Below are 20,986 nucleotides of genomic sequence, written 5' to 3' on the forward strand. Positions count from 1 at the left end.
CATGACCGAGCCCGTCATCCGCATCCGGAACCTCACGCTGGCCCTCCCCAAGGGCGCCGACCGTCCGAACGCCGTCGAGGACCTGTCCCTCGACCTGATGCCGGGCAAGATCCTCTGCGTCGTCGGCGAGTCGGGTTCGGGCAAGTCCATGAGCGCCTACGCGCTCACGGGCCTGCTGCCCCGCGCCCTGACTCCGACCAATGGCCGGATCGAGTTCGAGGGCCGGGATCTTCTCACCCTGGACGAGCGGGGCTGGCGGACCCTGCGGGGCCGCCGCATCGCCATGGTGTTCCAGGAGCCGATGACGGCCCTCAACCCGGTGATGCGCATCGGCGACCAGATCGCCGAGATGTTCGAGGCGCACAACCTCCTCACCCCGGCCGAGCGCCGGGTGCGCGCCATCGCGCTGGCCACCGAGGTCGGCCTGCCCGATCCCGCCCAGATCGTGCGCGCCTATCCCCACCAGCTCTCCGGCGGCCAGCGCCAGCGCGCCATGATCGCCATGGCGCTGGCCCTCGAACCCTCCATCCTCGTCGCCGACGAGCCGACCACGGCCCTGGATGTCACCACCCAGGCGCAGATCCTGACGCTGATCCGCGAATTGCAGCAGCGCCGGGGCATGAGCGTCCTGTTCATCACCCACGATTTCGGTGTGGTGGCCGACATCGCCGACCACGTGGCCGTGATCCAGCGCGGCCGGCTCGTGGAACAGGGCTCGGCGCAGGAGGTCCTCGGAAACCCGCAGCATCCCTACACCCGGGCGCTCCTCGCGGCGGTGCCGAGCCTCGTGCCGCCGCCGCGCGAATCCCGCGCGGACGCGCCCGTGGCCCTCTCCGCCATCGGCCTGACCAAGACCTACACCACGCGCGGCGGGCTGTTCGGCAAGCCCCGCGTGGTCCAGGCCGTGAAGGAGGTCGCCTTCGACGTCCGGCGCGGCGAGACCCTGGGGCTCGTCGGCGAATCCGGCTCCGGCAAGTCCACCACGGCGCGCCTCGCCATCCGCCTGGTCGAGCCGGACCGGGGCACGGTGCGGCTCGGCGCCCTCGACTACACGGCTTTGGGCGCGCGGGACCTGCGGGCGGAGCGCCACCGCATCCAGATGATCTTCCAGGACCCCTTCGCGTCGCTGAATCCGCGCCGGACCGTCGAGCAGATCCTCACTGCCGGACCCATCGCCCACGGGGTCCCGGCGCGCGTGGCGCAGGAGCGGGCCCGCGAACTCCTCGACCTCGTCGGCCTCTCGGCCAGCGCGGCCGCGCGCTACCCCAACGCCTTCTCGGGCGGCCAGCGCCAGCGCATCGGCATCGCCCGGGCGCTCGCCATGGAGCCCGACGTGCTCGTGGCCGACGAGGCCGTCTCCGCCCTCGACGTCTCGGTCCAGGCCCAGGTGCTCGACCTCCTCGAAGATCTCAAGCAGCGCTTGAACCTCGCGATGCTGTTCATCACCCACGACCTGCGGGTCGCCGCCAAGATCTGCGATCGGATCGCCGTGATGCATCGCGGCGCCATCGTGGAGATGCGCCCCACCGCCGATCTCTTCCGGCAGCCGGATCATGCCTATACCCGCACGCTCCTCGCGGCGGTGCCGGGCGTGCAGGCCATGCGGCCCTGACCGCGCGTCGGCCCGCCCTCGCGCGTGGATGGGCGTGGGCAGCGCCCCGTGGTCCCATCTCCGCCTCGCGCACATCCGTCCTTCGGGGTATGGGCCGCCGTGTCCCACGGCATGAAGATCGGGCGGGCCGATGATCGACTTGTTCAGCGATACACAGACGCGGCCGACGGCGGGCATGCGCGCGGCCATGGCGGCGGCGGAGGTGGGGGACGAGCAGTCCGATTCGGACCCGTCGACGCTCGCCCTGTGCGCGCGCGTGGCGGCGTTGCTGGGCTGCGAGGCGGGTGTCCTCATGCCGTCCGGCACGATGTGCAACCTCGTGTCGATCTTGGTCCACACGCGGCCCGGGGACGAGATCGTCGTCGACGATCAGTCCCACATCTACAACACGGAGGCCGCGGGCTCGGCGGCCATCGCGGGCGTGTCCGTGGCGCCCCTGAGGACTACGGCGGGGGTCTACACGCCCGAAGCGTTCGAGGCCGCCATCCGTCCCCCGGCCCGAACGGCGCCGCGCTCGGCCCTGGTCTCCATCGAACAGACCACGAGCTTCTCCGGCGGCTCGGTGTGGCCCCTGGCGGATATGCGGCGCATCCGGGACATCGCCCATCGGCACGGACTGAAGGCGCATATCGACGGGGCCCGGCTCCTGAACGCGGTGGCCGCCACGGGCATCCCGGCCAGGGAGTACGCGGACGGGTTCGACAGTGCCTGGATAGACCTGAGCAAGGGTCTCGGCTGCCCGGTCGGCGCCGTGCTGTGCGGGGACCGGGATTTCATCGCCGAGGCCTGGCGCTGGAAGTACCGGCTCGGTGGCGCCATGCGCCAATCGGGCATCCTGGCGGCGGCCGGCCTCTACGCCCTCGATCATCATCTCGACCAGCTCGCCGCCGACAATGCCCATGCGCGACGCCTGCGCGACCTGATCGCGGACGCACCCGGTCTCGCCATCGGCGCGGGAGCGGCCCAGTCCAATATCCTGTGCTTCTCGGTGGAGCCCCTCGGGGTGACGGCTTCGGATTTCGCGGATTCCTGCCTGCTGCAGCAGGTCAGGGTGCGGGCGATCGGCACGTATGGGATACGTGCGACGACCCATCTTGATATCGATGAGGCCGGCATCGTCCGCGCGGCCGCGGTGATCCGCGCCGAAGCCCAGCGCCTTTTGCGGTGTATCGGTCGGTGAATCCCCGGCGCGCCGCAACAAGGATTACCAAGCTGTTGGCCGAGTCCTCGATCACCCGTCTCATTCTGATCCTGGCGGGAGCGGGTTTCGCCAGCACCTTCGCCGGCCGCTCCATCGAGCCGCTCGTGGGCGTGCTGGCCCGCGACCTGCGCGGCGATCCGCATACGGTCGCCCTGCTGTCCACCGCCTTCGCGCTGCCCTACGCACTCATCCAGCCGGTCCTCGGCCCGGTCGGCGATGCCCTGGGCAAGGAGCGCATCATCGCAATCTGCCTCGGGATCCTCGCGCTGGCCTTGGCCGGCTGCGCCGTCACGACGGAGATCACGACCCTGTTCGGGTTGCGCATCCTCGCAGGCGCCAGTGCCGGCGGCGTCGTCCCCCTGGCCCTGGCGCTCATGGGCGACCGAATTCCCCTCGAACGGCGCCAGGTCGCCATCGGCCGATTTCTCGTGGCGGTGATCCTCGGCCAGCTCTCCGGCTCGACCTTTGCGGGCCTGATCGAGGGGCGGATCGGCTGGCAGGGCGTCTTCGCGATCACCGCGATCGTGGCCGCTCTGGGCTGCGGTGCCGCCGTCCTCGGCTTCGAGCGCGGAGTCGGCCCGGTGCCGCACCGGCCGGAATTCCGAGCGGCCATCGCCCGCTACCGAACGATCCTGGCCAATCCCCGGGCCCGCGTGCTCTTCGGAGCGGTCTTCGTCGAGGCGATCGCGGTCTTCGGAATCTTCCCGCACCTCGCACCATTGATCGAGGCCCGCGGCGAGGGCGGGCCCCGCGAAGCCGGTCTCGCCCTGGCCGGCTTCGCGGCAGGCGGCCTGCTCTACGCGGTCTCCGTCGGTCTGCTGCTGCGCTTTCTCGGACTCTCCCGGATGCTGATCGCGGGTGGGGCTATCTGCGCCGGGGCACTCCTCGCCATCGGCGTCGCCGGCCGCTGGCAGCTCGACTGCGCCGCCCTCGTCGGCCTCGGCCTCGGCTTCTACATGCTGCACAACACCTTCCAGGTGCAGGTGACCGAGGTCGCGCCGACGGCGCGGGCCTCGGCGGTGGCGCTCCACGCCTTCTCGTTCTTCTGCGGTCAGGCTCTCGGCGTCGCGATCCTCGGCGGCGCGCTTCAGACCCTCGGGCAGTTCGGTTCGCTCGCCCTCTGCGCGGCGACCATCGCCGTCCTCGGTCTCGTCACGGCGCGACTCCTGATGAGGCCGCCCGGATCGACGACGTCTGGCTGAGCCTCTGTTATCTGGCGTGTCCCGATAGACCAAGCACGGCATAACACCGGCGCTCGTTTGCCGGTGTTGAAGGCGTGGCACTCCCTCGGCGCAGATTATGCGTTCGATCGCGGGTAGGGAGCGTTCTGTCAGTTCGCCAGCGGCTCACAGCGCCGGGTCTTCACCTGTCAGAATGATGCGGTCCGTCCCGTCGACGATGTTGAACGATCACTCGTTTCCCATCACCTCGCCGAGTCGCACTGGCGCAAGGTTTTCGATCGATCGAAAATTTGTCCGAGCAGCTCCCGGTCCTGGACAAGGATCGCCGGGGTGACCCCCGGGGGGGGGCCCGCCCCTAGGGCTAGGCCACGGTGCAGAGCCGACCTAATGCGCGATACGATTCGACCGGAAAAGGCATCGCCCCGGCGCACGCGTGCTACCCCGATGTTACCCAAGAGGTCACAGACCTCGCGAGGTCGAACCCTAAGGCCGCTAGGTCATTGTGATTAAGGGAGATTTTTGGCGCACCCGACACGATTCGAACGTGTGACCTTTGCCTTCGGAGGGCAACGCTCTATCCAGCTGAGCTACGGGTGCTGACCGCGACGGTTTCCTAGCTCATGCCGCGCCTGGGCGCAACGGGGATGCGCGCGCATCCTGCGGAGGAGGAAGCGTCAGAAAGCCCTCGCCACCGGCCCGGCCCTTCGGCGACGGGGGAGGTCGAGGGCACCCGTCGCCGGAAGGACCAAAAGGATATCAGAACGATCGAGGGCGATTGGCCGATGGCCTCGTCGTAGATGGCCCCAACCTATAGGAAAGGGGCCGGATCCTTCTCGGGACGCGGGGGGCGGACATCGTTTCGGTTCCACCAGCCGCCGCCCAGCGCCTGGAACAGGGCCGCCGTGTCCGCGTACTGGTTCGCCCGCGCGCCCGCCGAGGTCACGATCGCCGACAGGTAGGATTGCTGGGCGATGAGCACCTGCGTGCTGTTGATGGCGCCGGCCGAATACTGCTTGCGGATCAGATCGAGGCTCTGGCTCGTCGCCTTCTCGGCGGCGGCGGCGGCGGCCACCGCCTGAGCATCGGATTGGAGCGCCCGCAGGGCGTCGGCGACGTTCTGGAAGGCACCGATGACCACGGCGCGGTACTGGGCCTGGGCCTGGTCGAGGGTCTCTTCCGCCGCGCGCTGGCGGCGGAACAGGGTGCCGGCGTCGAAGATCGGCTGGGCCACGGTGCCGACGATGCCGTAGAAGCTTGCTGCCGAGCTTGCGAGCTGCGCGATCTTGACGGCGCTGGAGCCGCCATTGGCGGTGATGTTGAACTGCGGTAGGCGGTTGGCGACGGCGACCCCCACCAGCGCGCTCGCCTGCTGCACGTTGGCCTCCGCCGCCCTGACGTCGGGGCGCTGCTGCACGAGGTGCGAGGGCAGGCTCACGGGGAGCCGGGTCGGCAGGCGGAGCGACGCGAGGGTGAAGGTCTGGGTGACCTCCTCGCTCGGGAAACGCCCGACGAGGGCGGTCAGGAGGTTGCGCTGGATGGCGAGCTGCTTCTCGAGGGGCGGCAGCAGCTGCATCGACACCGAGAGGGCGGCCTGCTGCACCACCACGTCGGCGCCGGCGATCTGGCCTAAGGACAATTGCTTGTTGTAGAGGGTCAGCACCTCGGTCTGTGCCTGGATCACCCGCTTCGTCGCATCGATCTGCGCGCGCAGGGACGCCTCCTGGATGGCGGCGAGAACCACGTTGGCGGTGAGCGAGAGGTAGGCGGCCTCGAGCTGGAAGCGCTGGTTCTCGGCCTGGGCCTCGAGGGATTCGATCTGGCGCCGGTTGCCGCCGAACACGTCCGGGGTGAACGAGACCGTCACCTGCGGGGTGTAGAGGCTGTAGAACAGCTGGCGCTGGTCGTTGAGCGGGCTCTGCAACGCGCCGCCCGGCACCTTCTGGCGCGAACCGAGGCCGTTGAAGCCCACCTGCGGGAACAGGGTGCCGCGCTGAGCCTCGACGTTCTGCTGGGCGATACGCAGCGCCGCCTGGGCCGCGTCGAGGTTGGGGTTGTTGGTGAGCGCTTCCTCCACGAGGCGGTTGAGCGCCCGGGAGTGGAACAGGGTCCACCATTGGCCGGGCACGTCGGCCCCGGCGATGAAGTTCTGGTCGGCCGAGCCGCCCTGGCGCGTCGTCACCTTGTCGGTGGCGGTCGGGTTGCCGAGGGGCTCGCGGGTGTAGCGGGTCACCGGCGGATCGGCGGGGGGGACGAAATCCGGGCCGACCATGCAGCCGGCGAGGCCCATCACCAAGGCTGCGAGGCCGGCCGTGCGCAGGAGGTCGGCCATTCCGGACCGGATCGTGGTGCGTCGCATGGTGGTCCCGCCGGGCATCCGTTGCGCGTAGAGGCGACGGCGGCCCTCGGGAGTCAACGCGACGAGCCCCGCGTGAACGAAGCTTTCATCGTTCTGTGTCGCCGGCATCACGCGTACTCGGCCCGGGCCGCCGCGTGTGCCGCCTCCGGCGGACGCATCCCCGGCGCCGGACGGCGGCGCGAGAACAGGGCGATGAGGATCGGCACGATCACCAGGATGAGGTTGGGGGCGAGCATGATGCCGCCCACCACGACGAGGGCGAGGGGCTTCTGCACCTGCGAGCCGATGCCCGTGGAGATCGCCGCCGGCAGGAGGCCGACGCAGGCGGCCACACAGGTCATCATCACCGGGCGCATGCGGACGTTGGCGGCGTGCCACACCGCGGCGCCCCGCTCCCAGCCCTCGTCGAGGAGCTGGTTGTAATAGGAGAGCAGGATCACGCCCTCCATGGTCGAGATGCCGAACAGCGCGATGAAGCCGATGGCGGCCGAGATCGAGAACGGCGTCAGGGTCAGCGCCAGGGCGAAGATTCCGCCGATCATCGCCATGGGGATCACGCTGAGCGTCAGCAGCATGTCGGTGAGCGAGGCGAAGTTGACGTAGAGCAGCAGGGCGATGAGCGCGATGGTGATGGGCACCACGACGCTTAGACGCGCCACGGCGTCCTGCAGGTTGGTGAACTGGCCGACCCATTCGAGGTGGAAGCCCGCCGGCAGGGCGACCTCCTGGGCGATCCGGCTCTGGGCCTCCAGCACCGCGCCGCCGAGATCGCGCCCGCGCACCGAAAACTTCACCGGGATGTAGCGCTCCTGATTCTCGCGGTAGATGAAGGCCGCGCCCGAGGTCAGCTCGACGGTGGCGATCTCGGAGAGCGGCACCTGGATCACCCCGCCGGCGGGGTTGGCCGCCCCGATGGTGATGTTGCGGATGGTCTCGAGGTTGCGGCGGTACTCGGGCGCGAGGCGCACCCGCATGGGGAAGTGCCGGTCGGACCCGTACTCGTAGAGGTCGCCCGCCGTCTGGCCGCCGATGGCCGCCTGGACGGTGGTGTTCACGTCGCCCGGGGTCAGGCCGTAGCGGGCGGCCTTGCGCCGGTCGATGTCGATGCGCACCGTCGGCTGGCCCAGGGAGGCGAAGACCGAGAGGTCGGCGATGCCGGGGATCGTCGCCAGCGACGCCTTCACCGCCTCGGCGGTGCGGGTGAGTTCGTTGAGGTCGCTGCCGTAGATCTTGACGGAGTTCTCGCCCTTCACCCCCGAGGCGGCTTCCTGGACGTTGTCCTCGATGTACTGGGAGAAGTTGAACTCGATGCCGGGAAACGCTTCGTCGAGCTGCTTCGAGAGGGTGCGGACGAGGGTGTCCTTGTCGAGGTCCTTGCGCCACTGGTCGATGGGTTTCAGGGGCGCCAGGATCTCGACGTTGAAGAAGCCGGTGGCGTCGGTGCCGTCGTCGGGGCGCCCCTGGTGGGACAGGACGGTGACGACCTCCGGCACCTCGGCGACCATCTTGCGCAGGCGCTCGACATAGGCGTTGCCGGCTTCCAGCGAGATCGAGGCCGGCATGGTGCCGCGGATGTAGAGGTTGCCCTCCTCCAGTTTCGGGAGGAATTCGAGGCCGAGGGTCTTGGCGGCGATGGCGGACGCGCCGAGCATCGCCGCCACCACGAGGAGCGACAGCAGCTTGTTGCGCAGGCCGAAGCGCAGGATGAGCACGTGGCCGAAGCGCAGCAGGCGCACCACCAGGGTGTCGCGCTCCTCGACGTGGTTCGGCAGGATCAGGGCCGAGAGGGCGGGCGAGACCGTGAAAGTGGCGAGCAACCCGCCGACGAGCGCGTAGGCGTAGGTCTTGGCCATGGGTCCGAAGATGTGACCCTCGACGCCCGTCAGGGTGAAGAGCGGCAGGAAGCCGACGATGATGATGGTGGCCGAGAAGAAGATCGCCCGGTTCACCTCGGCGCCCGCGATGGCGATGGTGCCCAGCCGCCCCGTGAGGCCGCCGGGCGCCTTCTGGCCCTCGCTGTGCTCCGGTTCGGCCACGTGCCGGAAGACGTTCTCGACCATGATCACGGTGGCGTCGACGATGAGGCCGAAATCGATGGCGCCGAGCGACAGGAGGTTGGCCGAATCGCCCCGCAGGACGAGGATGAGGATGGCGAACCCGAGCGCGAACGGAATCGTCGCCGCCACGATGATGGCACTGCGGAGCGACCCGAGGAACATCCACTGTACCACGAAGACGAGCACCACGCCGAAGACGAGGTTGTGCATCACCGTGTGGGTGGTGGTGTGGATGAGCCCGCTGCGGTCGTAGATCCGCTCCACCTTCACGTCGGGGGGCAGGATGCCGCTGGCGTTGATCCGGTCGATCTCGGCCTCGACGAGCTTCAGGGTCGGCAGGCTCTTGCCGCCCCGGCTCATGAGCACGATGCCCTCGACGATGTCGTTCTGGCCGTCATGGCCGACGATGCCGAGGCGGGGGGCGTTGGAGACGCGGATGTCGGCGACATCGCGCACGAGGACCGGCACGCCGGCCACCTGCGTCAGCATCGTGTCGCGGATGTCGTCCATGTCGCGGATGAGACCGATGCCGCGCACCACCGCCGATTGCTCGCCGACGTTGAGGGTCTGGCCGCCGACGTTGATGCTCGAGTTGTTCAGGGCGGTCACGAGCTGGACCAGGGTCAGGCCCTGGGCCTGGAGGCGGTTGAGATCGACGGCGATCTCGTACTCCTTGGTCTTGCCGCCGAAGGCGGTGACGTCGACCACGCCGGGAATCGCCTTGAACCGGCGCTGCAGCACCCAGTCCTGCAGGGTCTTGAGTTCGGTCGACGAGTAGCCGGCCGGCCCCGTTACCTTGTAGCGCATGATCTCGCCGACGGGACTGGTGGGCGAGATCTGCGGCTGGGCGCCGCCCGGCAGGGGCGGCAGCTGCGACAGGCGGTTGAGCACCCGCTGCAGGGCTTCCTGGTAGGTGAAGTTGTAGTTGAACTGCACCTTCACGTCGGACAGGCCGAACAGCGAGATGGTCCGCACCACCGTGGCGTTGGGGATGCCGGCGAGTTGCACCTCCAACGGGATGGTGATGTAGCGCTCGATCTCGTCGGCCGACTGCCCGGGATTCTGCGTGATGACGTCGACCAGCGGCGGGACCGGATCGGGGTAGGCCTCGATGTTCAGCTGCGTGTAGCTGGCGTAGCCGAGCGCCATCATCGCGAGGAACATGAGGAACACCAGCACGCGCTGGCGCAGGGCGAAGACGATCAGGCTGTTCATCGCGCGCGATTCATGGTCGGCCGTTCAAGGCTGGAAATCTCAAAGATGCGACGGGCGGGCGTCCCGGCTCAGGACGCCTTGTCGCCGCTGACCGCGCGATCCATGAAAAGGGCGCCGCGGGTGACGATCTCCTCGCCCGCCGCCAAGCCCTCCACCACCTGCACCATGCCCTGGCCGGCGAGACCCAGGGTGACGGCGCGGGCCTCGATGGCACCGTCGGGCCGCGCGACCCAGACCTGGGCCCGGCGGCCCTCGTAGACGATGGCGGCCGGGGGAATCGCCGGCGCGGTCTGGCCCGGTCCCGTGAAGATCGTGAAGGCGGCGAACATCTCGGGCTTGAGCACCCGGTCGGGATTCTCGACTTCGCTGCGCACGGACAGGCGGCGGGTCGCCGGATCGAGGCTGGCGGCCATGTAATCGACCTTCCCCTTGAAGGCGCGGGCGCCGAAGCCCGCCACCCGGGCCTCGACGTCCTGGCCGATGCGGATCTTCGGGATCTCGCTCTCGCGCACGTTGGCGACGAGCCAGACCGTCGAAAGGTCGCCGATGACGAAGACGGGCTCGGCCGAGGTGCTGAGGTACTGGCCGATGCCGACCTTGCGCTGGACGATGGTGCCGGCGATGGGCGCCCGCAACTGCGTCTCGGGGCTCATGGCGGTGCCCTTCTTCTCGTAGGCGGCGATGTCCGCGTCCGACTTGCCGAGGATGCGCAGGCGATTCTTGACCGCCTCCAGGCTCGCCTCGGCGGTCTTCAGGTCGCTCTGGGCGCCGATCACGTCGTTCTGGGCCGACTGGTAGTCCTTCAGGGCCACGGCTTTCGCCTGGAACAGCTCCTGCTGGCGGGCCGCGATGGTCATGTCGAGCTTCAAGAGGGCGGTGGTCTTGGCAATGGTGTTGAGGGCCGCCTGATAGTCGCTCTGGGCCTGGACCATGTCGGTGGCTTCCATGGTGAGGAGCACGTCGCCGGCCTTCACCTCGTCGCCCGCCCGCACCAGCACCTTCGTGACGCGGCCCGAATAGGGCGAGGTGACGGGGACGTTGTCGTCGTCGTTGAGCGCGATGCGCCCCTCCGCCGTGCCCTCGGGCCGGAAGGTCATGGTCTTGACGGGGGCAATTTCCAGGGCCGTGCGCTGGGCCGGGCTCGGGCGGAACACCCGCGCGACGGACGCGGCGCGGCTACCGACGGCGTCGGCGGGGTCTTCTTCCGACCCACCCGAAATCCGGGCCAGGCGCTCGCGCACGGTCGTGAGGGCCCAGCCGGCGAAGGCCGAATCGCGCTCCGACCAGGCGACGGCGCCGAGGCCGGCGCAGATCACCAGACCCAGCAGGACGATGAGTTTGGAGATACCCTTCCGGGGACCTGGGGACATGTCGACACTTTCCGGCGGCCGGCGCGAGGCACTGTTGGTTTCGTTCTGTCCGGCCACGCCAACGCGCCATGGAGGGGCTGCCGACAGGGCAGGATGATCTTGAGTGCGGGCACCGATCGCACGGTCCGCCGGGGAGGCCGAGCCTCGCTGGTCTTGCCGTTGGACGGGTGCCTATCTTGGCCCTATCCATGTGGCCGCGTGGACATGCGATCGGATCATGAGCGCCGGGACCAAGTTCCGCTCCCCCTCCAGTCCCGTCGCTGAACCGTATCCAGATGACGGGATTCGTGACATGAGAATGACGCGGGGACGCGGACGGGAACACGAACCCGTGACCGCCGAATCCGTCCCACGCGTCGCCGCCGGTTGCTTATCACCGCCACCCGGAACCGACGACAACAAAGTGCTGCTTCGGCCGGGGCGCGACCGCATAGGCTCGGCCGGGCCGGTCCCCATTCCTAGAAATCCGCGTGGAGGCGGGTGCCGAAGAAGTGCGCCGGGCCACGGTCCCGGTTGTAGGCCGGGTTGGCGACGAACTGGTAGTCGGCCGTCAGCACCAGGGCCTTGCCGAGGCTGAGCGCATAGTAGGTCTCCACCGCGCGCTCGGGCGCGTAGGTCAGCCGTCCGTCGCCGATGAGCAGGCCCAGCCCCCCATTGGCGAAGTAGGCGCGGTGGGCGGGCGAGAGCTGATTCATCGACGTGCCGAGGCCGATCGTATCGCTCGGCCGGCCCCATTGGCTGCCCTTCAGGGAGAGGCCGCCGGAAAAACTCCGGTCGATGTCGGTGAAGGACAGGTTCTCGTTGCGCCCGTCGGCGGCGCTGGCGCGGGCGAACACGCCGAGATCGGCGGTCACCGCCTGTTCGAGGTTGATGTAGACGCCGCTCTTGCGCCGGGGCCGCCGGGTCGCCGCCACCGCGTCGTTGATGTCGTCGAAGGCGCCGGATTGGGTCAGGCCCACCACCTCGCGGTAGCGCGCGCTGTTGCCGACGTTGGAGAACGCGCCCAGCCGCAGCTTGCCCGGCTGATCGAGGAACGGCAGGACGTGGCGCTCTTCCAGCTCGACGGTGAAACCGCCGCGCTCGAACACCCGTGGGTCGAGGACGTCGTTGGAGGGCTCCTTGGGCACTTGGGTGTAGGCCGCGCGCACGGCGAATTCCGCGCGGTTGTACTCGACGAGGACGCCCTGCGTGTAGCCCGGAAGGTTCGCCGGAAAATCCCACGCCGCCGAACTCCACAGACCCCAGTTCGCGAAGTCTACGCGCGGGTCGTGAGCGTACCGGTTGCCGTCGAAATAGTCGCCCATGGCGAACTTGCCGGCGATGAGCGTGATGCGCTCGACGTCGTAGGTGTTGGCGACCTGGTTGGGACCGTCCGCCAGGGTCTCGGTCTCGCCGCCGAGGCCGAAGGTTTGCTTCACGAAGTAGCGGGCGGAGCGCAGCTTCGGGAACGGTGCGCCGGCCTTCTGCGCCTCGCCGTTGGTGAAGCCGGCGACCCCGAGGGTGCGGCTGAGGCCGAAGCCCTGGGAGAATTCCGGGTTGTAGTAGAGTTCGGTGCTGTCCGTGAGCTTCAGCCCGAGGAACAGCGTCGCCGTGGTCGTCGCCTGCGCCTGATGCGGCACGAGACTGTTGGGGCCGCTATAGGGCGCGCGGAACCCCGACACCGCCTGATTGAAGAACGTCGTCTGGCCGTGGAGCGAGAAGCGCTCGCCGAGAACCGGGCCGGCGTCCTCCGCCTCGTCGGGCAGGCGCAGACCGCCGGGATGCCAGATCAGCCGCGCCATCACCTCGTTGGCGACGAAGCTCGCCCGCGTCGAGACCGGGCCGCCCGCCGCGCCCGGCACCGTGCCGAGGTCGAACCGGCCGCTGCCGCCGAGATCGTTGTAGCGGTAGTCGATCCCGAGGCTGAGATGTTCGTAGACGGCGAACTGCACACCGGCCCCGAGGGTGAAGCCGAGGAAGCTGCGGTCGCGCCGCGCGGTGCCGACGAGGCCCGTCGCGGGGTCGGGATAGGTGGCGAGGAACCGCGCCTCGGCTCCTGCGAGCCCGAAGGTGGCGTAGATCAGCGACCGCTCGAACGCGTAGCCGAGGCGGGCGCGCAGAGCCCCGAACGCGTCGGACTTGACCCGGATGAGGCTGAAGGCGGGATCGACGGATTCGGTGCCGAAGCCGAGGGCTGTCGAGGCCACGGGCCGCTTCAGGTTGCTCCCGAAGACATCGGCCTCCACGCCGGCGAGCCACGGCCCGGTCTGCCAGTTGTAGCCGGCGAAGGCGCCCCCGACGGCGGTGGTGGCCTCGCGGCTGCGGTCCGAGCGCCCGGTTGCGTCGCCGGTCTTGAAGGCCGGGACGGGGCGGCCGCCGATGGTGGTCGGGCCGAACCCGAAGGCCCCGAACGAGGCCCCGGCGCTGCCCTCGAGCCCGAGATAGCCGCCGCTCCAATCGACGAAGGCGGGCGGTGATCCCGCATCGGAACGCCGCGGCGCGGCAGGGTCGGCCGCGTATGCCGCCTGCGCGAATCCCAGACCGACGAGCAGCGCGGCCGTCCTGGATATCCCGCGGATCGACGGGTCGGAGAATCTCGGCATCGGACGGGTCTCGGACGGATCGAAGGTCATGCGCTCCCGCCTCGCTAGCCGCACCGAATGACGTCACCGTGTCGGGGCTCGAACGGCTCGGCGCGCCGAGGACCCTCATGCGGTGCGAGGAATGCGGATCGTCCGACGACGGATCAGCGGATGCGATACGCGAGGACGGGGGTCGTGTCCCCTGCGGTCCTATCGGTGTCCGGGCACGCCCACGATGATAATCCTCGGCGGGAGACAGGTGGCGGCAAAGCGTGATATTTGGGCAACGCCGTGGCCGACCACCGAGTGATGGGCGCGGGCTCGACGCCGAAGAACGTTGGTGCGGAACCGACGGACGGAAGGGACGCAGGCGCCTGCGATCGCGTGGATCGGTGCTCCACAGGATTCTCAAGACATTTCCCGCCTACGACTTCGAAAGCATCGAGATTTTCCGCATCAATCCCGAACGACCATCGATGTTCGGTCGTTTTTCGGCGCACAGCGCGGCTCGACGCAGCTCAATTCGAGGATTCTTACTTGCCCCCGACGATCCGGGATCGACCTGGCCCCTCGGATGAGGTTAACCAACCCTTAAGAACGCACGGCCTAGGTTGAAGGCGAGGGAATCCGGCGGGGCGTTGGACCCGTCGGGAGGGGAGACGGCGTGCGTTGGGGGGCTGACCGCTGGCGGTTCTATCGGCTGATCGGCCGCGAGGTCGCACAGGCCGCGCGCAATGCCTATGCGGGCGCCACCGGCCGGCCCGACATCCTGGCGGGTGCCCGCGTCACCGGCCTCGTCATCGCACCCCACGACCTGCGCACCAGCGACGCCACCTTCGCCGACGATATCTATGCCGGGCTGTTCGTCTTCGCCGGGCGCTCCCTGTCGGTGAGCGGTCGCTCGCCCTTCGACTACGCGCCGCCATCGCCGGAATGGGCCGACGCCCTCTACGGCTTCGGCTGGCTGCGCCACCTGCGCGCCGCCGATACGGCCCTCGCCCGCGCCAATGCCCGCGCGTTCGTGGCCGATTTCATGGCCGGGCGCGGTGAAGCGGAGCTGGCGAAACCCACGCCCGTGGCCGCGCGCCGGCTCATCGCCTTCCTGTGCCAGTCACCCCTGGTGCTGGAGGGGGCCGACCACGCCTTCTACCAGACCTTCCTCAAGACCATCGGCCGGACGGCGCGCGACCTCGAACGCGACCTGCGGCGCGGGATCTCGCCCCAGACCCGGCTGCTCGCCGCCGTGGCGCTCTGCTACGCCGGGCTCTGCTGCGAGGGCATCCAGCCGATCCTGCGCCGGGCCACCCGCATCCTCGTGCGCGAACTCGAACGCCAGATCATGCCGGATGGCGGCCACCGCAGCCGCGATCCGCGCTTCGCCATGGAGCTTCTCCTCGACCTGCTGCCCCTGCGCCAGAGTTTCCTCGGACGCGGCATCGATCCGCCCGAAGCGCTGCTGCATGCCGTCGACCGGATGCTGCCCCTCCTGCGGCTCCTGCGCCACGCCGACGCCTCGCTGAGCCATTTCAACGGCATGGGCGCCACCGCCGCCGACCATCTGGCCACCCTGCTGGTCTATGACGGGGCCATGGCCCAGCCGCTCATGCACGCGCCGAATTCCGGCTACGAGCGCCTGGAGGCCGGCCGCGTGCTGCTGGTGGCCGATGTCGGCGCGCCGCCGCCGCTCGTCGATTCCATCAATGCCGGGGCGGGTTGCCTCTCCTTCGAACTGTCGAGCGGTCCCCAGCGCATCGTCATCAATTGCGGCCTGCCGGCGAGCGGACCGGAGCTCCGGCGGCTCGCCCGCAGCACGGCGGCGCATTCCACGGCGACGGTCGCCGATTCCTCTTCCTGCCGGTTCCTCACCGGGGGCGGTGCCTGGTACGAGCGCTGGGCCGTACGATGGCTCGCCGGGCGCATCGGCCCCGTGGTCCTGCGCGGCCCGAGGTCGGTCAAGGCCGAGCGCACCCTCGACCCGGATGGCACGCGGGTGCTCGCCGCCCGCCATGATGGCTACGTCCCGGATTTCGGCCTCGTCCACGAGCGGCGCTGGCGCCTGGCCGCCGACGGGGCGGACCTCGAGGGCGAGGACGCCTTCGTGCGGTCCGGATCGGCGCGCACGAAGGCGCACGAGGTCGCCATCCGCTTCCACCTGCACCCGGCCATCGCCGCGCGCGGACGGGAGGAGGGCGGCCTCGAACTCGTGTCGCCCATCGGCGAGGTCTGGCACGTCGATGCCGAGGGCGCGCAGATCGCCCTGGAGGAGAGCGTCTACTTCGCCGGGCTGACGGGCGCGCGGCGCACGGACCAGATCGTGCTCTACCTCACGGTGTCGGAGGACGCGCGGGTGCGCTGGCGCTTTGCCCGGGCCGTACCGCCGGACGCCTGACACTCCGGCCGCACGATGGCCCAACCCTGGCCCGCACACCGGATTTCGTGTTAGGCGCCCGGCAGTTCCATCGCTTTCGACCGGACGAACCTCCATGTCGCATGATCAGGTGCGGGTGACCCGTGCTCTCCTCTCCGTCTCGGACAAGGCGGGGCTCGTCGATTTCGCGAAGGCCCTGAGCGCGCGTGGGATCGCCCTCGTTTCCACCGGCGGCACCCACCGTGAACTCGTGGCCGCCGGCCTTCCGGTCACGGAAGTCGCGGATCTCACCGGCTATCCCGAGATGATGGACGGGCGGGTCAAGACCTTGCACCCGGCGGTCCATGGCGGCCTGCTCGCCGTGCGCGACAACCCCGAGCATCAGGCGGCGCTCGCCGCCCACGGCATCGGCGCCATCGACCTCCTCGTGGTCAACCTCTACCCGTTCGAGGCCACCATCGCGCGCGACGCGTCGTTCGACGATTGCGTCGAGAACATCGATGTCGGCGGCCCGGCGATGATCCGCGCGGCGGCCAAGAACCACGCCGACGTGGCCGTGGTGGTCGAGGTGGCCGATTACGGGGCGATCCTCGCCGAACTCGATGCCCAGGACGGCTCGCTCTGCATCGGCACCCGCAGGCAGCTCGCCCAGAAGGCGTTCGCCCGCACGGCCGCCTACGACGCCGCCATCGCCAAATGGATGACCGGCTCCGTCGGGCAGGACACCGCCCCGGCCTTCCGCGCCATGGGCGGCCAGCTCGCGCAAGGTCTGCGCTACGGCGAGAACCCGCACCAGGCGGCCGCCTTCTACCGGGCCCCGGGCCGCGTGCGCCCCGGGGTCGCCAGCGCCCGCCAGCTCCAGGGCAAGGAACTCTCCTACAACAACCTCAACGACACCGACGCGGCCTACGAGTGCGTCGCCGAGTTCGATCCCGCCCGCGTCGCGGCGGTGGCGATCATCAAGCACGCCAACCCGTGCGGGGTCGCCGAGGGCGCGAGTCTGATCGAGGCCTACGAGCGGGCGCTCGCGTGCGACCCGACCTCGGCCTTCGGCGGCATCGTCGCCCTCAACCGCACCCTGGACGCCGAGGCCGCCGCACGGATCGTCGAGATCTTCACCGAGGTGATCATCGCACCCGACGCGAGCCCCGAGGCCATCGCCCTCGTGGCGGGGAAGAAGAACCTCCGGCTGCTGCTCGCCGGCGGCCTGCCCGATCCGCGCGCGGCCGGCGAGACGGTGAAGACCCTGTCCGGCGGCTTCCTCGTGCAGGACCGGGATGCCGCCGTCATCGACGACATGCCGCTCACCGTGGTGACGAAGCGCGCGCCGACGGAGCGGGAATACGCGGATCTCCGCTTCGCCTACCGCATCGCCAAGCACGTCAAGTCGAACGCCATCGTGTACGCGAAGGACGGCGCCACCGTCGGCATCGGCGCCGGGCAGATGTCGCGGGTGGATTCCTCGCGGATCGCCGCCTGGAAGGCGGGGGAGGGCGCGGCGCGCATCGGCGCGGCCGAGAGCCTCGCCAAGGGCGCAGTGGTTGCCTCGGACGCGTTCTTCCCTTTCGCCGACGGCCTGCTCGCGGCGGCGGAAGCCGGCGCCACGGCGGTGATCCAGCCCGGCGGCTCGATGCGCGACGCCGAGGTGATCGCCGCCGCCGACGCGGCCGGCCTCGCCATGGTCTTCACCGGGCACCGCCACTTCCGGCACTGATCTCGCACGGGGCGCGCGGCCAGCGCCGAGCGCCCCGTCCTACCGAGGCTTCCCTCCATGACCGACACTCAGATCCAATCCCGCCGTACTGAGCGCCGGGCGGCCGGCAAGCGCCTGCGCGAGGCGGTGCCGCGGGAATCCCACGCCGCGTGGCAGCCGGCGGAAGGGCGCGATCCCCTGGCGATCCTGCGGGCGGGCGATTCAGGCCGGCTCATCGAACTCATCCCCCTGCGCCACGAGCGGATGCGCGCGAGTCCCTTCGCGTTCCTGCGCGGAAGCGCCGCCGTGATGGCCGCCGATCTCGTCGGTGCCGCCGCGCCGGGCATCCCGGTCCAGGCCTGCGGCGATTGCCACATCGGCAATTTCGGCGTGTATCGCAGCCCCGAGGGGCAGACCCTGTTCGACATCAACGATTTCGACGAGACCCTCTGGAACGTCGATTTCACCGTCGACGTGAAGCGCCTCGCCGCCAGCATCGCGGTTGCCGCCCTGCCGCAGGGCGAGGACAAGGCGCGCCGCGCGGCCCGGGCGGGCGTCCGCGCCTATCGCGAGCATATGCGCGAACTCGCCATCCTGGGGCCCCTGGCGGTCTGGCACAGCCGGATCGACCTCGAGCACGAGATCGGCCGCCTCGGCGACGGTGACCTGTGCCGGAACCTCCTGGCCAAGGCCGCGGCCGAGACCGCCGACGGCCTCAGCCACGGCGATGCCCCGGACCTCGATCCGAGTACCCAGCACGCCGATCCGGCCCAGTGGCGCATCGCCGACAAGGCGCCGACGATCTTCCACGGAGGGCCGAACGGGCTGACCGAGGCCGTCGAGGAGGCGAAGGCCGCGTTGCTGGCCTATCCGCAAAGCCTCACCGCCGACCGCAATCTTCTCGTCCTGCGCTACGCGCAGCGCGATGTGGCCTTCAAGGTCGTGGGGATCGGCTCCGTCGGCACGGTCTGCGCGGTCGGCGTCTACGCCGATGCCGATGGGGCGCCGCTGTTCCTGCAGATCAAGGAGGCCCGGCCCTCGGTCCTGGCGCCCCTGGCCTTGCGGCCGTTCTTCCTCGCCTCGGAAGGCCAGCGCGTCATCGACGGCCAGCGCATCATGCAGGCGGCGAGCGATCCGTTCCTCGGCACGGCCTATTCAAGCGCGAGCGGGCGCTCCTACTACGTGCGGCAGCTCAAGAACAAGAAGCTCTCGGCCGTGGCCGAGATCCTCGCCGCGAGCGGGGCGAAGGCCTATGCGCAGCTCTGCGGAACCACGCTCGCCCGCGCCCATGCCCGCTCGGGCGATGCGGCGACCATCGCCGGCTATCTCGGCAGGGGCGCGGCCTTCGACGAGGCCGTGGCCGAATTCGCCATGCTGTATGCCGCGCAGACGCAGGCCGACCACGCCGCGCTGCTCGACGCGGCGGGGTAGTCCTCGGTTTCCGACCGCTCTCGGAGATCCGGCTCGCAGCCCACGAAAAAGGCCCCGTCTCGCGACGGAGCCTTTTTCGTATTTGCTGTCCCGCCCGGCTCGGGAGCTACGGCCGGTTGGGCGAACCGCCCGTAGCTCCGTCCCTGGGTTCACACCCGATCGGCTCAGCGCGTGGGCGCCTCGTCGTAGGTGAAGATGTCGCGATCCTTGGTCTCGGGGATGAACAGGGCCCCGATGATCGCGGTCCCGATGGCGATGACGATCGGGTACCAGAGGCCGAAATAGATGTCGCCGGTCTGGGCCACCATGGCGAAGGCGGTGGCCGGCAGGAGGCCGCCGAACCAGCCGTTGCCGATATGGTAGGGCAGGGACATCGAGGTGTAGCGGATGCGCGTCGGGAACAGTTCGACCAGGGCCGCCGCGATCGGGCCGTAGACCATCGTCACGTACAGGACGAGGATCGTCAGGATGCCGATGATGGTCAGCTTCTGGGCCGAGAAGATGTCGATCATCTTGGCGAAGTTCGAGAGGCCGTCCTTCGGGTCGATGACGATCTTCACGATGCTCGGGTTGGTGGCCGTGGGGTAGCCGGCGGCGGTGAGTGCCGCACCGACATCCTTGGCGAAGGCCGGATCGGCGGCGGCGAACTCCTTGCCGGCGACGGTGACGGTGGCCTTGGTGCCGGCGGCGACCGGCTCGGTGGTGTAGTTCACCGCGGACCGGGCGAGCAGCGCCTTGGCGATGTCGCAGGAATTGGTGAACTTGGCGGTTCCCACCGGATTGAACTGGAACGAGCAATCCGCCGGGTCGGCCTTCACCACCACCTGCGTGTTCTGCTGAGCCGCGTGCAGGGCCGGATTGGCCGCAGCGGTCAGCGCCTTGAACAGCGGGAAGAAGGTCAGCGCCGCGATCACGCACCCGCCGAGGATGATCGGCTTGCGGCCGATCTTGTCGGAGAGCGCGCCGAAGAATAGGAACCCACCGGTGCCGAGGATGAGGGACCAGGCGATGAGCACGTTGGCGGTGAACTGGTCGACCTTCAGGATCGTCTGCAGGAAGAACAGCGCGTAGAACTGGCCGGTGTACCAGACGACGGCCTGGCCGGCGGTGAGGCCGAGGAGGGCGAGCAGCGCCCACTTGGCATTGCGCCACTGGCCGAACGCCTCCGAGAGCGGCGCCTTCGAGCCGGTGCCCTCTTCCTTCATCTTCTTGAAGGCCGGGCTCTCCTGCATCTGCAGTCGAATCCAGACCGAGACGCCGAGCAGCACGATCGAGACCAGGAACGGAATGCGCCAGCCCCAGGCGGCGAACGGCGTGATCGTCCCGGCGGAGCCATCGGCCAGGGTGGTGGCGACGGGGGCGTAGTTGGCGTTCACGTAGATCTGGGTGAACAGGATCACCATCAGCGACAGCAGCAGCCCGAGGGTCGCCGTGGTCTGGATGAAGGCCGTGTAGAAGCCGCGCCGGCCGCGGGGCGCGTGCTCGGCCACGTAGACCGCCGCGCCGCCGTACTCGCCGCCGAGCGCCAGGCCCTGCAGCATGCGAAGCGCCAGCAGGGCGACGGGCGCGACCCATCCGACGCCGTACTCGTTCATCGTCGCGTAGGAGGGCAGCAGGCCGACGACGAAGGTCGAGATGCCCATGATCAGGATGGTGACGAGGAAGGTGTACTTGCGGCCGACGAGGTCGCCAAGGCGGCCGAACACAAGGGCGCCGAAGGGACGCACGAGGAAGCCGGCGGCGAAGGCCAAAAGCGCGAAGACGTTGCGCGTGGCTTCAGGATACGCGGAGAAGAACTGCGCCCCGATGATCGCGGCGAGCGAGCCGTAGAGGTAGAAGTCATACCATTCGAAGACGGTACCGAGCGAGGAGGCCAGGATGACCTTCTTCTCGCCGGCGCTCATCGGCCGGGTGGCCGAATCGCTGACGGGCATTGCGCTT

General features: G+C 69.5%; 11 protein-coding genes and 1 tRNA gene. 6 read left to right on the forward strand and 6 right to left on the reverse strand.

Annotated elements, in window-relative coordinates:
- The first annotated feature begins 1 nt into the window (after position 1).
- The 3 genes from MKK49_RS11520 to MKK49_RS11530 all read left to right on the forward strand — a co-directional run bounded on the left by MKK49_RS11520 (position 2) and on the right by MKK49_RS11530 (position 4,015).
- On the forward strand, positions 2-1,612 hold the full coding sequence (locus tag MKK49_RS11520) for an ABC transporter ATP-binding protein (protein ID WP_244028457.1): 1,611 nt from the start codon (positions 2-4) through the stop codon (positions 1,610-1,612).
- 130 nt (positions 1,613-1,742) lie between these two features.
- Positions 1,743-2,792 carry a threonine aldolase family protein gene (locus tag MKK49_RS11525; RefSeq protein ID WP_244028459.1) on the forward strand — a complete coding sequence of 350 codons (1,050 nt, stop codon included), beginning with the start codon at positions 1,743-1,745 and terminating at the stop codon, positions 2,790-2,792.
- A 35-nt stretch (positions 2,793-2,827) separates the two neighbouring features.
- Positions 2,828-4,015: an MFS transporter gene (locus MKK49_RS11530; protein ID WP_244028460.1), complete on the forward strand. Its 1,188-nt coding sequence runs from the start codon at positions 2,828-2,830 to the stop codon at positions 4,013-4,015.
- Positions 4,016-4,514: 499 nt separating this feature from the next.
- On the opposite strand, the gene MKK49_RS11535 is transcribed toward MKK49_RS11530, so the two are convergent.
- The 5 genes from MKK49_RS11535 to MKK49_RS11555 form a co-directional block, all read right to left on the reverse strand.
- Positions 4,515-4,591: transfer RNA gene (locus tag MKK49_RS11535), tRNA-Arg, on the reverse strand.
- Between the two features lie 211 nt (positions 4,592-4,802).
- On the reverse strand, positions 4,803-6,458 hold the full coding sequence (locus MKK49_RS11540) for an efflux transporter outer membrane subunit (RefSeq protein ID WP_409565061.1): 1,656 nt from the start codon (positions 6,456-6,458) through the stop codon (positions 4,803-4,805).
- Positions 6,458-9,622, reverse strand: a complete 3,165-nt coding sequence (locus tag MKK49_RS11545) for an efflux RND transporter permease subunit (RefSeq protein WP_244028462.1) — start codon at positions 9,620-9,622, stop codon at positions 6,458-6,460. Before MKK49_RS11545 ends, MKK49_RS11540 begins: the two co-directional genes overlap by 1 nt.
- 68 nt (positions 9,623-9,690) lie before the next feature.
- Complete coding sequence (locus MKK49_RS11550; RefSeq protein ID WP_244028466.1) at positions 9,691-10,992, reverse strand: efflux RND transporter periplasmic adaptor subunit; 1,302 nt, start codon at positions 10,990-10,992, stop codon at positions 9,691-9,693.
- A 458-nt stretch (positions 10,993-11,450) separates the two neighbouring features.
- Positions 11,451-13,574, reverse strand: a complete 2,124-nt coding sequence (locus MKK49_RS11555; RefSeq protein ID WP_244028468.1) for a carbohydrate porin — start codon at positions 13,572-13,574, stop codon at positions 11,451-11,453.
- Positions 13,575-14,217: 643 nt separating this feature from the next.
- On the opposite strand from MKK49_RS11555, the gene MKK49_RS11560 reads away from it, so the two are divergent.
- From MKK49_RS11560 to MKK49_RS11570, 3 genes are all read left to right on the forward strand, one after another.
- Positions 14,218-15,942, forward strand: a complete 1,725-nt coding sequence (locus MKK49_RS11560; protein WP_244028469.1) for a heparinase II/III family protein — start codon at positions 14,218-14,220, stop codon at positions 15,940-15,942.
- A gap of 94 nt (positions 15,943-16,036) precedes the next feature.
- The gene (purH, locus tag MKK49_RS11565) at positions 16,037-17,635 is read left to right on the forward strand and encodes a bifunctional phosphoribosylaminoimidazolecarboxamide formyltransferase/IMP cyclohydrolase (RefSeq protein WP_244028470.1); all 1,599 of its coding nucleotides are present in this window, start codon (positions 16,037-16,039) and stop codon (positions 17,633-17,635) included.
- Positions 17,636-17,692: 57 nt separating this feature from the next.
- Positions 17,693-19,045 carry a DUF2252 domain-containing protein gene (locus MKK49_RS11570; RefSeq protein ID WP_244028471.1) on the forward strand — a complete coding sequence of 451 codons (1,353 nt, stop codon included), beginning with the start codon at positions 17,693-17,695 and terminating at the stop codon, positions 19,043-19,045.
- Positions 19,046-19,209: 164 nt separating this feature from the next.
- Here MKK49_RS11570 and MKK49_RS11575 read toward each other — a convergent pair whose 3' ends face one another.
- Entirely contained in the window at positions 19,210-20,949 is a 1,740-nt protein-coding gene (locus tag MKK49_RS11575; protein WP_409565065.1) for an MFS transporter, read from the reverse strand.
- Positions 20,950-20,986 lie beyond the last annotated feature (37 nt).

The sequence above is a fragment of the Methylobacterium sp. J-090 genome, assembly GCF_022829345.1.
Lineage (GTDB): Bacteria > Pseudomonadota > Alphaproteobacteria > Rhizobiales > Beijerinckiaceae > Methylobacterium.

Coding starts and splice junctions, on each gene's coding strand:
- purH (WP_244028470.1), top strand. CDS start 16,037: ATGTCGCATGATCAGGTGCGGGTGACCCGTGCTCTCCTCTCCGTCTCG.
- MKK49_RS11555 (WP_244028468.1), bottom strand. CDS start 13,574: ATGCCGAGATTCTCCGACCCGTCGATCCGCGGGATATCCAGGACGGCC.
- MKK49_RS11570 (WP_244028471.1), top strand. CDS start 17,693: ATGACCGACACTCAGATCCAATCCCGCCGTACTGAGCGCCGGGCGGCC.
- MKK49_RS11545 (WP_244028462.1), bottom strand. CDS start 9,622: ATGAACAGCCTGATCGTCTTCGCCCTGCGCCAGCGCGTGCTGGTGTTC.
- MKK49_RS11520 (WP_244028457.1), top strand. CDS start 2: ATGACCGAGCCCGTCATCCGCATCCGGAACCTCACGCTGGCCCTCCCC.
- MKK49_RS11540 (WP_409565061.1), bottom strand. CDS start 6,458: ATGCCGGCGACACAGAACGATGAAAGCTTCGTTCACGCGGGGCTCGTC.
- MKK49_RS11550 (WP_244028466.1), bottom strand. CDS start 10,992: ATGTCCCCAGGTCCCCGGAAGGGTATCTCCAAACTCATCGTCCTGCTG.
- MKK49_RS11525 (WP_244028459.1), top strand. CDS start 1,743: ATGATCGACTTGTTCAGCGATACACAGACGCGGCCGACGGCGGGCATG.
- MKK49_RS11575 (WP_409565065.1), bottom strand. CDS start 20,949: ATGAGCGCCGGCGAGAAGAAGGTCATCCTGGCCTCCTCGCTCGGTACC.